This window comes from Herminiimonas sp. CN (assembly GCF_000622895.1).
Classification (GTDB): Bacteria; Pseudomonadota; Gammaproteobacteria; order Burkholderiales; family Burkholderiaceae_D; genus AVCC01.
This window is the reverse complement of record NZ_AVCC01000003.1, coordinates 24,616-38,405: the sequence shown is the minus strand read 5'-3', so window position 1 is coordinate 38,405 and position 13,790 is coordinate 24,616. Positions and strand designations below refer to the sequence as shown.

10 protein-coding genes are annotated in these 13,790 nt (G+C 62.3%); 3 read left to right on the top strand and 7 right to left on the bottom strand.

What is annotated here, in order from left to right:
* Positions 1–7: 7 nt before the first annotated feature.
* Both HMCN_RS0101430 and HMCN_RS0101425 read right to left on the bottom strand, forming a co-directional pair.
* Positions 8–646, bottom strand: a complete 639-nt coding sequence (locus tag HMCN_RS0101430; protein ID WP_025915695.1) for a hypothetical protein — start codon at positions 644–646, stop codon at positions 8–10.
* Positions 646–930, bottom strand: a complete 285-nt coding sequence (locus tag HMCN_RS0101425) for a phosphopantetheine-binding protein (protein ID WP_035625281.1) — start codon at positions 928–930, stop codon at positions 646–648. The genes HMCN_RS0101430 and HMCN_RS0101425 overlap by 1 nt, the downstream gene beginning before the upstream one ends.
* Before the next feature lie 222 nt (positions 931–1,152).
* On the opposite strand from HMCN_RS0101425, the gene guaD reads away from it, so the two are divergent.
* From guaD to HMCN_RS0101410, 3 genes are all read left to right on the top strand, one after another.
* Positions 1,153–2,496 (top strand): guanine deaminase, encoded by a 1,344-nt coding sequence (gene guaD, locus HMCN_RS0101420; RefSeq protein ID WP_025915693.1) that lies wholly within the window; start codon positions 1,153–1,155, stop codon positions 2,494–2,496.
* A 201-nt stretch (positions 2,497–2,697) separates the two neighbouring features.
* A complete protein-coding gene (locus tag HMCN_RS0101415) occupies positions 2,698–3,084 on the top strand; it encodes a nuclear transport factor 2 family protein (protein WP_025915692.1) in 387 nt (128 codons plus the stop codon).
* Between the two features lie 83 nt (positions 3,085–3,167).
* A complete protein-coding gene (locus tag HMCN_RS0101410; RefSeq protein ID WP_025915691.1) occupies positions 3,168–3,473 on the top strand; it encodes a hypothetical protein in 306 nt (101 codons plus the stop codon).
* Positions 3,474–3,655: 182 nt separating this feature from the next.
* Here the strand turns inward: HMCN_RS0101410 and HMCN_RS0101405 are convergent, their stop codons facing one another.
* From HMCN_RS0101405 to HMCN_RS0101390, 5 genes are all read right to left on the bottom strand, one after another.
* Positions 3,656–6,493, bottom strand: coding sequence for an aconitate hydratase (locus tag HMCN_RS0101405; protein ID WP_025915690.1), 2,838 nt, complete (start codon positions 6,491–6,493; stop codon positions 3,656–3,658).
* A gap of 79 nt (positions 6,494–6,572) precedes the next feature.
* Positions 6,573–6,701 carry a hypothetical protein gene (locus tag HMCN_RS19960; protein ID WP_255342414.1) on the bottom strand — a complete coding sequence of 43 codons (129 nt, stop codon included), beginning with the start codon at positions 6,699–6,701 and terminating at the stop codon, positions 6,573–6,575.
* A gap of 77 nt (positions 6,702–6,778) precedes the next feature.
* Entirely contained in the window at positions 6,779–10,981 is a 4,203-nt protein-coding gene (locus tag HMCN_RS18110) for an EAL domain-containing protein (RefSeq protein WP_238551903.1), read from the bottom strand.
* Between the two features lie 332 nt (positions 10,982–11,313).
* On the bottom strand, positions 11,314–12,198 hold the full coding sequence (locus HMCN_RS0101395; protein ID WP_025915688.1) for a pseudouridine synthase: 885 nt from the start codon (positions 12,196–12,198) through the stop codon (positions 11,314–11,316).
* 145 nt (positions 12,199–12,343) lie between these two features.
* Positions 12,344–13,552 carry a DUF4382 domain-containing protein gene (locus HMCN_RS0101390; protein ID WP_025915687.1) on the bottom strand — a complete coding sequence of 403 codons (1,209 nt, stop codon included), beginning with the start codon at positions 13,550–13,552 and terminating at the stop codon, positions 12,344–12,346.
* Positions 13,553–13,790: the final 238 nt, after the last annotated feature.

The following is a 13,790-nucleotide window of genomic DNA, read 5'->3' as shown; positions in this document are numbered from 1 at the left end:
TTCGTGACTAACGGGAAGGCACTTTCCAGACCACTTTCATGGCGTCAAGTATGTGCCCGTGCTGCATGTTCGGCAGCAGGCATTTCCTTGCGCCATACTCGAGCACGAACATCAGGACTATCAGCGGCGCGGTAAAGAAATTGGCGAATACCGACCATGTCGACTGCGCTACCGTCAGGAAAAGCAGTGTCGAAGCAAGCGCCATCAAGGCAAAGAAAACCGCCCAGGCCCCGGTAACCTGTCTGGTGTAACGCGCAAGCTGCGGCGTTAGCGGACCTTCGATCATTCTTGCAAAATAGGAACACATCGGTTCCCGGCCGGAACCCAGCGTGCGCGCAAAACCCAGGCAGAGCATCAGTTGGGAGCCAGCATGTTCAAGCCAGTAAATCCGGGCGAAGTGCTGGGATAACATGCTCCATCCAGCATACAGCGCGGCACAGCCGATGCAAAACACCAGCAGCGCGGCAATCCGGTGGCGCGCTTGCCAGGCCATCGACAGCAGCACCAGCACAATCGGCGCCAGCGCCAAAACGGTACCCAGCGTTTCAGTTCCATTGCGGCTATTCGTGTAGTGCGCCAGACACGCATACGCTACGCCCAGCGCAACAAGTGCTATCCAGCGCCCTGACCCGGCCGCCGCGGACATCAGGCCGATCTCTGCGCGCTGATGTATGCAGTCAAGCTGCGCAGGGAACTGAAAATGCGGTGATTGTCATCGTTGTTGGCGCGCAACTGGATCCCATAACGCTTGGAAATCAACAGCGAAACCTCGAGTATATCGATCGAATCCAGCCCCAAACCATCGCCATACAGCGGCTCGTCGGGATCGATCGCAGCGGCGCTCTGGTCCAGACTCAAACCCTGGACGATCAGTTCAGCGACCTCGTTCTGCAGGTCGGTATCGTATGTCGCTATGCTTTCAGACTTCATGTTTATCTTTACGGGTAAATCAAACGGCGCACTATCGGTTTCAGCGCGGCCGCATATTATAGCCCGCTATTAATCCATGCTTTTTCCCCTGCCCCGGAGCGCCGGATCCCCGTTTGGGCGATCGCCGCTTCGGTTGCGGCACGGCAGTATGAGGAAAAGGCTGTGGCAGACGATAATGTCGCCATCGCACGGCCCAGCACCCCTGACCAGCAAGGACACACCATGAGCAACGCCGCCGCAGAGCTACCTGCACTGCAAGTCTACCGCGCCAGCATCCTGCATTTCACAGGTGATCCGGCTTTGCACCAGGATGCTGCCCAATGGCATCAGGACGGGCTGCTGATCGTCGCAGATGGGCAGGTCCAGATTGCCGGCGCTTATGCGCAACTGCACGCCAGCCTGCCGCCGGATGCGGTCGTCATCGACTACCGCGGCAAGCTGATCGTGCCCGGCTTCATCGACACCCATCTGCATTACCCGCAGACCGACATCATTGCTTCGCCGGCGCCCGGCCTGCTGCCGTGGCTGCAGCAGTACACCTTCCCGGCCGAGCGCCGCTTTGCCGAGCCGGAACATGCGGCCGAAGTGGCCGAATTCTTCATCGGCCAGCTGCTGCGCTGCGGCACCACCAGCGCGATGGTGTATTGCACCGTGCATCCGGAATCGGTCGAGGCGTTTTTCAGCGCCAGCGAACGGCGCAACCTACGGATGGTGGCCGGCAAGGTGCTGATGGACCGCAACTGCCCGGAGTTCCTGCGCGACACGGCCGAGGGCGGCGCGCGCGACACCGAAGCACTGATCAAGAAATGGCACAAGCGCGGCCGCCAGCTGGTTGCGATCACGCCACGCTTCGCGCCGACCTCAACCGATGCGCAGCTGCAGCTGGCCGGCGAACTGGCGCGCGCCTATCCGGATACCTATATCCAGAGCCACGTCGCCGAAAACACCGACGAAGTGGCGTGGGTCAGGCAGCTGTTCCCGACCGCGCGCAGCTATCTGGACGTGTACGACCGGGCCGGCCTGCTGCGCCCGCGCGCGATGTACGGCCACGGCATCTGGCTCGACGACGCCGACTTCAGGCGCATGAACGAGACCCAATCCGCTATCGCGGTCTGCCCGACTTCCAACCTGTTCCTCGGCAGCGGCCTGTTCGATTTCGCCCGCGCAGCTGCGGCGCAGGTGCCGCTGTCGCTGGCCTCCGACATCGGTGCCGGCACCGCATTCTCAATGCTGCAGACCATGAACGAGACCTTCAAGGTCGCGCGCATGGGTGGCACCACGCTATCGGCACTACGCATGTTCTACCTCGCCACCCTTGGCGCGGCGCGCAGCATGCAGCTGGAGGACACGATCGGCAGCTTCGCGCCCGGCGCTGAAGCCGATTTCATCGTGCTTGACCCGCAGGCGACCCCGTTGCTGGCGCGCCGCACTGCACGCACCGATAGCCTGGAAGAGTTGCTGTTCGCGCTTGCCTTGCTAGGCGACGACCGCAGCGTTGCCGCGACCTACGCGGCCGGCCGGATGGTGCATGCGCGCGCCGCCGCCAGCGACCGGCCGCAACCCTAGCGGCGGCCGGCTTTTGCCTGCGGTCGTTTGACGCAACGCAACGGCGCAGCGCTTGCGGATGGTATTCGAAACGGGAAATACTAGAATTTAAAATGGGTAAAGGTTCTTGATGCGGCTACGGTGTTGCCGCACGCGGCATCGTCGGCGGCAGCATGGCTGTACCCCGATTTTCCGGAGTGTTTGCCAACAGGAGGCATCAACATGGGCGCCGCTACCGCTGTCGTGCAACAGGCGTATACCGCTTTCGGCCAGGGAAATATACCGGCGATCCTGGATCTGGTGGCCGAGAAGGTCGATTGGGAATTCGTCGGTTCTGAAAATTTGCCGTATGCCGGACTGCGGCGCGACCACATCGAGGTGGCCGCTTTTTTTGCGGCGCTCCCGCTGGCCGACGCGATTCACGTGTTCGAGCCGCGCGAATTCATCGAGGCCGGCGAGCATGTCATCGTGCTCGGCTGGGAACAATCAACGGCGCTCGACACCAATGAAGACTTTGCGTCCGAATGGGTTCATGTGTTCACGGTAAGGAACGGCAAAATCACGCGCTGGCGGGGTTTTTTCAACACTGCCGCGCGCTATGGGCTGTAGTGCAATTTCCATCTGGCGCCAGCGTGGCGCTGAGTGCCATGCGCACTCTGCCGCGCTAAAACCAGCGAGAGGAGTCAAGCGTCATGCGTATGATACTCAACGTCGAATTCCCCCCCGAGCCGTTCAATACCGCGGTGCGCAACGGCACGGTCGGGGCCATCATCGGCCGCATCCTGGAGGCGATCAAGCCGGAAGCGACCTATTTCACCGAGCAGAACGGGCGCCGGGGCGCTTTCCTGGTCGTGCAGGTCGAGCGCGATTCGCAGATCCCGATGCTGGCCGAGCCGTGGTTCCTGCACTTTAATGCCGAATGCAAGTTCCGCATCGCGATGACGCCGCAGGACCTGCAGCAGGCCGGGCTGGAGGAACTCGGCAAGCAGTGGGCTTAGCCGGCCGGCTGCCGCGCGCAACCGCAAACTAAAGCCGCCGGCCTGCTTTTGGCAGGCGGCGGTGCGATTTGCCTTAAATTCATACTACTTATAGTATTTTTCAATACCGCATGTTTATTTGCGTAAATGCAGGTATTTCTGCACATACCCAGCTGTTTTCTCAGATCATAGCAGCAGGACGCTCACGCCAGCAGGCGCTGCAGCACATACGGCAGGATGCCGCCGTGGCCGATATAGTCGACCTCGATCGGGGTGTCGATGCGCAGCAGCAGCTGGCACTGCTGGCTGGCTCCATCCACACGGTGAATCACCAGCGTCACGTCCTGCTGCGGTTGCAGCACCCCTTCCAGACCCAGAATATCGAAACGCTCGTCGCCGGTGATGGCGAGCGACTGCACGCTGTCGGCGCCCTTGAATTGCAGCGGTAGGACGTTCATGCCGACCAGATTCGAGCGGTGGATGCGCTCGAAGCTGCGGGCGATCACTGCCTTCACTCCCAGCAACTGAGTGCCCTTGGCGGCCCAGTCGCGCGACGAGCCGCTGCCGTATTCCTCGCCGGCAAACACCAGCGTCGGCACCCGGTCCGCAATGTATTGCATCGCAGCATCAAAAATCGGCATCTGCGCGCGGTCCGGCTGGTGCAGCGTGACGCCGCCCTCCACCCGGCTGCCGTCGGCGGCGGGCGGAATCAGCAAGTTCCTGATCCGCACATTGGCGAAGGTGCCGCGCACCATCACCTCGTGGTTGCCGCGGCGCGCGCCGTAGCTGTTAAAGTCGGCTTGCGCTACGCCGTGCGCCTGCAGGTACTGACCGGCCGGCGAACTGGCCTTGATCGAGCCGGCCGGACTGATGTGATCGGTGGTCACCGAATCGCCAAAAATGCCGAGGGCGCGCGCGCCGACGATGTTGCCGGCCGGCGCCGCGGCGCTGCCGAAATCCTGGAAAAACGGCGGCTCGGCGATATACGTCGAATGCGCCCAGTGGTACAGGTCGCCGCGCGGCGCGGCGATGCCGTTCCAGAGCGGATTGTCCTGGGTGAAATCGGCATACAGGCGCCGGTACATGGCCGGGTCGGTCGCGTATTTCTGTACCGCCGCAATCTCTTCCGGGCTCGGCCAGATGTCTTTCAGATACACCGGCAAGCCATCCTTGCCCTGGCCCAGCGGCTCGTGCTCCAGGTCCAGGTTGACGCGCCCGGCGATCGCGAAGGCCACCACCAAAGGCGGGCTCATCAGGAAGTTGGCCTTGATGCTGGCGTGGATGCGCGCCTCGAAATTGCGGTTGCCGGACAGCACCGCCGCGCAGATCAGATCGCGATTGACGACGATCTCCTCCAGGCAGGGGTCGAGCGGGCCGCTGTTGCCGATGCAGGTGGTGCAGCCGTAGGCGACCAGCCCGAAGCCGAGCTGTTCCAAGTAGGGCAACAGCCCGGCGTTGCGCAAATATTCGGTCACCACCCGCGAGCCGGGCGCCAGCGAAGTCTTGATGTGCGGCTGCACCGTCAGGCCGCGCTCGACCGCCTTCTTGGCCAGCAAGCCGGCCGCCAGCAGCACGCCGGGATTGGAGGTATTGGTGCAGGAAGTGATGGCGGCGATCAGCACGTCGCCCTGGCCCAGGTTGACATAATTGCAGGCCGCCGCATCGCCTGCCGAAGCGGTGGGTGTCGGGTGATCATCGACCATCTCGACTTCGCTGCGCGCCATCCCCTGCTTTGCGTGCTGGTCGCCGCCGCCGGCCGCCAGCGCGGTGACCGCATCGAGCTCGAAGCGGGTCGGATAACGCGCTTTCAGCTGCGCGGCGTCCTTGCCGAAGCCGCCCTGCGCCACCGGCGCCACGCACAAGGCATCGAACTTCGCGCCCAATTCCGGCAAGGGGATCCGATCCTGCGGGCGCCTGGGGCCGGCCACCGACGGCCTGATGCTGGCCAGATCCAGCGCCAGCGTGGTGCTGTAATCGATCTCGCCGGGCTGCGGCGCGCCGTACAGGCCCTGCGCCTTGAAGTAGCTCTGGAACGCAGCCACTTCTGCCTGACTGCGCCCGGTCATCGTCAGATACGCCACCGCGGCATCGTCGATCGGAAAGAAGCCGATGGTGGCGCCGTACTCGGGCGCCATGTTGCCGATGGTGGCGCGGTCCGGCACCGACAGCGCGGCCACGCCGTCACCGAAGAATTCGACGAACTTGCCGACCACCTTGGCGCTGCGCAGCATTTCGGTCACCGTCAGCACCAGATCGGTGGCGGTGACGCCCTGGCCCAGCCTGCCGCTCAGGTGCACGCCCACCACGTCGGGCGTGAGCAGGTACAGCGGCTGGCCGAGCATCGCGGCCTCGGCCTCGATGCCGCCGACGCCCCAGCCGACCACGCCGATGCCGTTGATCATCGTGGTGTGCGAGTCGGTGCCGACCAAGGTGTCCGGATAATACACGCCGTCCCTGCTCCAGACGCCGCGTGCCAGATACTCCAGATTGACCTGATGCACGATGCCGATGCCGGGCGGCACCACCTTGAAGGTGTCGAACGCCTGCATGCCCCATTTCAGGAACTGGTAGCGTTCGCCGTTGCGCTCGAATTCGATCTCCATGTTGCGCCGGAACGCATCCGGCGCATTGTAATAATCGACCTGCACCGAATGGTCGACCACCAGATGCACCGGCACCAGCGGCTCGATCAACCCGGGGTCGCGCCCAAGCCGCGCCGCCGCGCCGCGCATTGCCGCCAGATCGCACAGCAGCGGCACGCCGGTAAAATCCTGCAGCACGATGCGCGCCAGCACGAACGGGATTTCATCCTGGCGCGGCGCGTTCGGCTGCCAGCCGGCAAGCTGGCGCACATGCGCCTGCGTCACGCTCTTGCCGTCGCAATTGCGCAGCACCGATTCGAGCACGATGCGCAGCGATACCGGCAAGCGGCTGATCCGCCCCAGGCCGGCCGCTTCCAGCGCCGGCAGGCTGTAGAAACCGGCTTGGCCAGCGGCCGGAATGTCGAATGACTGGAAACTGTCGAACAGGTTGTGGCGCATCGGATGCTCCTTCGGGATGAGCGATTGCGGCCGGGCAGCGGCTGCGTGATTATCGATCTGATATTTGATGCCGAATCGCTCAGGAACGGTTGACGGGCCGCAAGGATGTTGCAAAAAAATCCGACATCGTCACGATCAGGCCGGGATGCCAGGGAGCAAAGCCGAACGCGGCACGGGCGCTGGCCGGGTCTTGCCGCACGCGTTGCATTGGTTGGGGGGTATCAAAAAACCGTGATATATCCGCCATGTTTCAATGGCATTCTGAAAATACGGCAGGCTATATTTTCAGGCGGAAATATCCTGCCGCTGCCGCAATGCGGCCTCGAACCGCTCCGCCGGCATCGGCTTGCCGAAGTAGTAACCCTGCGCTTCGTCGCAGCCTTTTTCACGCAGGAACGCCAGCTGCCGCTCGGTTTCGACCCCTTCGGCGATGGTGCGCAGGCCGAGGCTGCGGGCCATGCTGATGATGGCGCCGACGATCGCCTCGTCTTCCGGATCGGCCGAGATGTCGCGCACGAAGGATTGGTCGATCTTCAGTTTGTAGACCTGAAAACGCTTCAGGTAGCTGAGCGAAGAATAGCCGGTGCCGAAATCGTCAATCGACATCCGGATTCCGCACGCGTGCAAACGGTCCATGACCACCACCGCAGCCAGCGGATTATCCATGGCCGCGCTTTCGGTCAGCTCCAGCTCCAGGCAGGACGGCGGCAACCCTTCCTGTTCGAGAATCTGCATCACCAGTTCCGGCAGGTGCGGGTGGCGGAACTGCACTGCCGACAGGTTCACCGCCATCATCAGCGGTCCCGGCATGGATTCGATCCAGGCGCGGCACTGGCGCGCTGCAGTGCGCAGCACCCATTCCCCGAGCTGCAGGATCTGGCCGCTGTCTTCGGCGATCGGAATGAATTCGGCCGGCAGGATCCAACCCAGTTCCGGGTGCTGCCAGCGCAGCAGCGCTTCGGCGCCGATGATGCTGCCGTCCTGCAACGACACCTGGGGCTGGTAGTGCAACGCCAGCTGATCGCGTTCCAGCGCCCGGCGCAGCGCGTTTTCAAGTTGCAGCGTGCGCACCGAGCGGGCCTGCATTTCCGAGGTGAAAAAACAGAAATTGTTGCGCCCGTCCTGTTTTGCGCGGTACATCGCAATATCGGCGCACTTCGAGAGCGACTCGAAATCCTCGCCGTCGCCCGGGTACATGGCGATCCCGATCGACGACGTGATGGTCAGTTCATGCTGTTCGATCTGGTACGGCTGGACCGCGGTTTCCAGCAATATCTTCGCGATATGGGCCGCACCATCGGCATCGGTATCGGGCAGCACCAGGATGAATTCGTCCCCGCCCAGACGCGATACGGTGTCCTGTTCGCGCACTGCCGCGCAAAGGCGCTGGGCCAGCGCAACCAGCAAGGCGTCGCCGATGCGATGGCCGAGCGAATCGTTGACATTCTTGAAACGATCCAGATCGATAAACATCAGCGCCAGCGGCGCATGGCTGCGATGCGCCATCGAGAGTGCCTGGCTGGTGCGGTCGTTGAGCAAGACACGGTTCGGCAATCCGGTCAGCGCATCGAAGTGCGCCAGCCGCTGGATCTGCTCCTGCGCCGCCTTGTACTGGCTGATGTCGCTGAAGATGCCGATATAGTTGGTCAGGTTGCCCTGGCTGTCGAGCACCTTGCTGATCGATAGCCATTCCGGATACACGCTGCCATCCTTGCGGCGGTTCCAGACTTCCCCTTGCCAGTGGCCCTGTGCTTTGATGACAGCCCACATGCCCCGATAGAAATCCTGATCCTGCCGGCCCGAACTTAGCATGCGCGGATTCTGGTCCAGCGCTTCGGCTTCGCTGTAACCGGTAATGGCAGTGAATGCGTGGTTGATCCTCACGATGCGATGATGCGCATCGGTAATCATGATGCCTTCGCCGCTCTGCTCGAATACCTGAGCGGCCAGCCCGAGCTTGGCCTCGTTCTGCTTGCGCTGGCTGATATCGCGAATGGTGCCGGTCATGAACCAGCCGCTGGCCACTTCGCACTTGGCCAGCAAAAGCTCCAGCGGAAATTCGCTGCCATCCTTGCGCACACCTGTCAATTCGACCATTCTGCCGACGATCTCCGGCGCGCCGCCGGACTGGATCCGGCGCATGCCGGCCTGATGGCGCTGCCGGTAGCGCTCCGGCATTAGCAGCGTCAGCGGCTGACCGAGAACCTCGGCCTGGACATAACCGAAGATTGCTGCGGCGCCTTGGTTCCAGCTGACGATATTGCCGGCTTTATCGGATGTGATAATCGCATCGTTGGCAGATTGCGTCACCGCGCGATAACGCTCCTCGCTATCGCGCAGCGCTTGTTCGGCCTGCTGGCGCGCGGTCTCACGGGCGAAATTGTCGAGCGCGTAACTGATGTCGATCGCCATTTCGACCAGCAGGCTGCGCACCGCTTCGTCGAATACATGGGTTTCATCCGCATACAGGGAAAAGACCCCGATCACGACGCCGTTGCGGCATAGCGGCAGCGCGGCCGAGGCGCGCCAGCCGAAGCGCTCGCTGCGCGCATGCCACGACGCAGTGCGCGGATCGCTCTGGAAATCCTGGCACCAGTACGGCTGATTGCCGCGGATGGCGGCACCGGTCGGGCCGCAACCGGCCGCCTGATTATCATCGGCCGAAATTTCAAGGCCGTCCAGATAGGCGGTGCCATCGCCATACGAAGCAACCGGCTGGATCCGGCGGCTGACCGGATCCAGCAGCCCGATCCATGCCATCTTCATGCCGCCCAGTTGTACTGCGTCGCAGCAGATCTGCGCGAACAGCTCGGCTTCGCTGGTACAGCGCACGATCGCTTGATTGCACTGGCTGAGTGCGGCGTAGAACTGGGTCAGGCGCTGGATTTTAGCCTCGCCGGCACGGCGCTCGGTAATGTCTGCCACGGTAGCCACGAAAAAATCCACCGCGCCGTCGGATTGGCGCACGCATTTGACATCAACGGTAGCGAACCTGACCGCCCCATCCTTGCAAATGAAGCGCTTGTCCAGCGCATACCCTTCGGATTCGCCGCTTTCGATGCGTTCGATCTGGCAAGTTTCGGCAGCAAGATCGTCCGGGTGGGTCAGTTGCATCCAATTCCTGGCAGCCAGTTCTTCCCGCGAGTAGCCCAGAATGGTGCACAAATGGTCGTTGAACTGGACCACGTTTTTTGCCGAAGGCGAGATCATCGCGATGCCGATGAACGGCAAATCGAAGAACTGCCGCAGCAGGCGATCCGCCTTGGCCTGGTGCGCCAGCAATGCCAGTCCGTGCAAATGGCGCTGCTGACGCCATAGCAGCACTATCGCCGTACTCACGGCAATAACCGCAGCAAGGGCAATCAGGCTGATCCAGAACACCAATGTGTACAGCGGCTCCAGCACTTCGGCACGGTCGATCTTGGCCACCAGATGCCAATCGGTGCCGGCCACCGGGCGATGCGCCGCCAGCACCGCCGTGCCGCGATAATCCCGGCCTTGCATCGTGCCCGGCCCGGCCTGACCGACGAAGACGGCGGCCGGCAATTCTGATTCCGTCAGCGGCCGCTGCAGGATCGGCGTCGCGCTCCAGGCATGGCGCAAGGTGTTCAGATAGGTTGCAGCATCGCCATCGCGCCGCACCAGCATGGTTTCGCCGCTGGCGCTATTTTCAGTCCAACGCCGGATCAGCGGGAACAAAAAGCGCTCCGGCGCCACCCGCAACACCACTGCCGCCACCACCGGTCCAGCTTGCGAACCCGGTTCCGCTATCGGCACCACCCAGTCCAGTTGCATGCGCCCGGCCTGGTCCAGATACAGGTTGCTGCGCTGCACCTGCCGGCTGGCCAGTGGCTGGCGCAGCAATGCCTGCAACTCGGGCGACAGCGTGCTGCGGTCGCCCAGCGCAGCCAGCAGGGTTCCTCCGGAATCCAGCAGCAGGATGCTGTCATAGCCATACGCAGCACGCAGATTCTCAACCTGCGCCAGCACCGGTTTGAACAGCGCTGCGGGTGCATTCTGCCGCACCAGGCGTCCGATCTGAGCCGCAAACGCTGCGTTGCCCGCCAGCGCTGCGCCATCGTCATGCCGTTCGGCCAGCCAGTTCTCGATCTGTTCCGACTGCAGCAAGGCCAGCGATGCCAGATTGCCGTATGCCTTGCGTTCCAACTGCGGGCCATACAGCTTGACGACCGCCAGGCCAAGCAGCGGCACCACCAGCAGCAGCGCAATGAAAAGCGGCAACAACCTGTTTGCAGCGGGCAGCCAGGGACTATTGCGCAGCAAGGAGGCGGGAGCCGGCGCCCGCCGCAGCTTCAGCAACAGATACAGCAAGCCGCTGGTAACCAGCACAAACGCCAGCCCCTTGGCCAGTTCAATACGTCCCTGCAACACCGGGTCCGCGACGGTAAAGGTCAGCAACCGGCCGGAGGCCACGATCCATAACGCTGCAATGCCCGCATACAGCAATGCAATGCCGGCAGGGCTCAATTGGTCCGCCAGGGCACGCACCTTAAGTGGCAAAAAATTCTTTGAAAACATATTTTCCATGCCAGTCAAGTGGTCGGCCGGGTGGCGCCGGCAATGGCGATACCGGCGCTGGGGCGATTCCGATCTGTGCAACGCTCTGACCCGGCTGGCGGCCGAACATTGCGAATCGACACCATTATCGAGAATTTACCAAAAATCCCGCCGCACAATGCGAAAACTTCCGGATGAAAATCTCCGGGCAATGACATTGCAACATGAGTATTTTAAAAAAACCATAAATTCATTGCGAAAAATTGGCATTTATCGCGATACTCCAAACAATCAGGCGTTTCTCACAGCTTGCGCACGCTTTCGAAATGCCGCCTGTCGCCCGTAATCGGATCAACGAAAGCAACCGCGCGCGCCAGCAACTGCAGCGGCTGCGTGATGTCGTCGGCCTTGCACGGCAGCACTTGCGGATAAAACGGATCATTGACAATCGGAACCCCGAGCGCGGCCAGATGCACGCGCAACTGGTGCTTGCGGCCGGTAAGGGGTTGCAGTTGATACAGGCTGAGCGCGCCGCGCTGCTCGATCAGATCGATGCGGGTTTCCGAATTCGGCTCGCCCGCCGCTTCCTGCATACGGAAGAACGGCGTGCCGTCGACCATCCGGCTGCGATAGGTAAACGGGAAACTGCGGCCGTTCAGGGTCGGCGCCAGCGCTTCGTACACCTTGTGCACCGCGCGCTGCTGGAACAGCGACTGATAAGCGCCGCGGCTGCCGGCATTGTGCGAAAAGAGAATGACACCGGCGGTTTCGCGGTCGAGCCGGTGGATCGGCGTCAGATCGGGCAACTGCAGCTTTTTCTTCAGGCGCACCAGCAGGGTTTCATGCAGAAAGCGCCCGCCCGGAATCACCGGCAGGAAATGCGGCTTGTCGACCGCCAGGATGTGCGCATCCCGGTGCAGGATCTGCTCCCGGAACGGAATCGGCGTCTCGCCGCTCAGCTCGCGGTAATAGAAGAGGCAAATGCCCGGGCGGTAACTGCTGTCCGGCAGCAGGTGCACGCCATCGCCATCGACTACTTCGCCGCGCGCCATGCGCTCTTGCCAGGTGGTCGCCGCCACATCCGGAAACCGCGCGCACAGGAAATCCAGCATGGACGGCCACGGACCTTTTTGCAGCCACACACGACTGGGCGCGACGCCATCGCGGATCGGCAGAGGGATTTTCACGGCGGGAGATGATCGATCGGCTAAAACTGGAAGTCTCCATTGTAGCGGAGTGCATTTGTCCGGTCCGTAAACGGCAACAGCGCACACCCGCCACGGTGTGCGCTGTTGCCTGCAGTCGACCGGACTGCAGGGATTTACTGCACGGTCAAGGTGTCAGCGTGAAGTTGACCCCAGCCTGGTTGGCTGTCGTAATGTCGACCGACGGCGTGAACTGAGTTGCATAGCCGTTGGCCGACGCCTCCACACGGTACTTTCCGGTGCCCGGCGTGGTATTGGTTTGCGCTGCGAACACGATCGGCAGCGCCGCACTGTAGGGCGCAAACCACGGCGCCGCCACCGGCAGTTGCGACAAACTGTACGCACCGGTTGTCAGGTCCGCGCCCTGGTACCTGATCGTCACCGTCGGGCCGGCTGCGAAGCTCTGCTTGGCTGCGACATAAGCGACCTCGGTCGCGCTGGCCGGATTCAGCAGCGCAGTGCCGCTGATGCTTCCGGCAACGGAACCCTGCAGGCCGATTGGCACCGCGGTGCTGCTGACCTTGACCACGCTGGTGGTATCGGCAACCGGTACTGTGCCGATCACGGCTGCGGCATGGCCGTCGGCGGTGATGACCACGTCATAGTTGCCCGGAGCCAATCGCGCCAGGAAGAACTCACCGTTGGCATTCGGCACTGTGGAGCGCACCACCGTGCCGTTCTGCTGCGCCGAGACCTGCACATGGCTGCCCAGCAAGGCCGGATCGATGAAACCGTCGATGCCGTTCAGGACTGTCGGGATCACGCTGACCACCGGCTTCAAGCCGTAAGCGCCGCTATTGCCCCGCTTCACAATCGATTTGCAGGCATCGAAATCGAGCACCAGATCGACCCGCTGGCCGGGCGCGACGTCGAATGGATGGTTGAGCTTGATGCCGCTCTGGACCGCACTTGGGGTGTCGAGCGCAATTTCATTGGCATTTGCCGGGCTGGTGGTCAAAATGATCGAGTTGGCTTTGCTGGCACCGGTGTTGGCATCCAGCACCAGCCGCAGCTGCGTGTAATGCCCGGCCGCCAGCGGCGTCTGCCCCAGTTCTTCCAGCGCGCCGTTGGTCAGGTCGAGCAGATTGATCTTGCGCGCCGGATTGAGCGTGATGTCGGTCCAACCGGCATCGTTTTCGCCCGCCGTTGCGCTTTGATGCACGCGTATTTTCTGCACCGTGACATTGACCGCGTCATAGCCGCAGGACGGCGCATCGGTCATCGCCACGCTCAGAGTACCGGGCGCAGCGCCGCTGCCGCCCCCTCCGCAGGCCGCGAGTGCCGCAGCTGCCGACACGCTGGCGATCAGGCTGAGTGTTCGTGGTGTTTTTTTCATGACATTTCCTTTGTTTGGCAAACAGTGCGCATGCAGCGCATGGAGAACAGATCGGATGAAGGTACTGCCGCTTTTTGTGACTGATGCGTAACCACGGCTTGAATATAGCGAGAAAGAATCCAGGAGTCCGTGCGCGAACGCACATAACGATCCACTGCCAATATAGATAAAAGGAGAGCTTTTGCGCGGCTTTGTTTCAACTGGAAACATGTTGCTGATTCGCATCAGACGACCGGGC

Excerpts from the sequence above, each read along its gene's own strand:
- HMCN_RS0101430 (WP_025915695.1), bottom strand. The coding sequence starts at position 646 with ATGTCCGCGGCGGCCGGGTCAGGGCGCTGGATAGCACTTGTTGCGCTG.
- HMCN_RS0101425 (WP_035625281.1), bottom strand. The coding sequence starts at position 930 with ATGAAGTCTGAAAGCATAGCGACATACGATACCGACCTGCAGAACGAG.
- guaD (WP_025915693.1), top strand. The coding sequence starts at position 1,153 with ATGAGCAACGCCGCCGCAGAGCTACCTGCACTGCAAGTCTACCGCGCC.
- HMCN_RS0101415 (WP_025915692.1), top strand. The coding sequence starts at position 2,698 with ATGGGCGCCGCTACCGCTGTCGTGCAACAGGCGTATACCGCTTTCGGC.
- HMCN_RS0101410 (WP_025915691.1), top strand. The coding sequence starts at position 3,168 with ATGCGTATGATACTCAACGTCGAATTCCCCCCCGAGCCGTTCAATACC.
- HMCN_RS0101405 (WP_025915690.1), bottom strand. The coding sequence starts at position 6,493 with ATGCGCCACAACCTGTTCGACAGTTTCCAGTCATTCGACATTCCGGCC.
- HMCN_RS19960 (WP_255342414.1), bottom strand. The coding sequence starts at position 6,701 with ATGCAACGCGTGCGGCAAGACCCGGCCAGCGCCCGTGCCGCGTTCGGC.
- HMCN_RS0101390 (WP_025915687.1), bottom strand. The coding sequence starts at position 13,552 with ATGAAAAAAACACCACGAACACTCAGCCTGATCGCCAGCGTGTCGGCA.